Raw genomic sequence first — 411 nt, forward strand, 5'->3', positions numbered from 1 at the left:
TATCTTGGCCTTGCCCCGGTAATTCGGCAAAGCGGTGGAAGTAAAGGAAAAGCACGTCTTCGCCCTGTGGGTCAACGTAGGTTACGAAGCCTGCTCATCGAAGCTGCATGGATATGGAAACAAAAAGATGAATGGGCACAGAACTTTTACAACAGAATTTTGGGCAGACATGGAGTACCGCAAAAAGCGATTGCTGCACTTGCTCGAAAGCTTGCTGCTTTGCTCTGGCGATTAAGTTTGCCACGGGCAACAGCATAACGGATCGCGGGGGCCTTTTGGTTGCTTAGACAACGGACAAAAAATGGCGATCCATAATTGACTTGATACAGAATCGGTACTTGGTGCCTCAGAGCACGAATAAGAAAAGGAATATCAATAGTTACACCATTAGGTGAGGGACGACTACGGCCT

Annotated in this window: 1 protein-coding gene; it reads left to right on the forward strand. The window is 47.7% G+C overall.

Annotated features, from left to right (window positions below):
• Window positions 1-258, forward strand: a 258-nt coding sequence (locus EMN46_RS19210; protein ID WP_154202624.1) for a transposase, incomplete at its 5' end; no start/stop codon positions are given.
• Window positions 259-411 lie beyond the last annotated feature (153 nt).

Origin of the sequence: Ancylomarina sp. 16SWW S1-10-2, from assembly GCF_009669305.1 — a bacterium.
Taxonomy (GTDB): domain Bacteria; phylum Bacteroidota; class Bacteroidia; order Bacteroidales; family Marinifilaceae; genus Ancylomarina.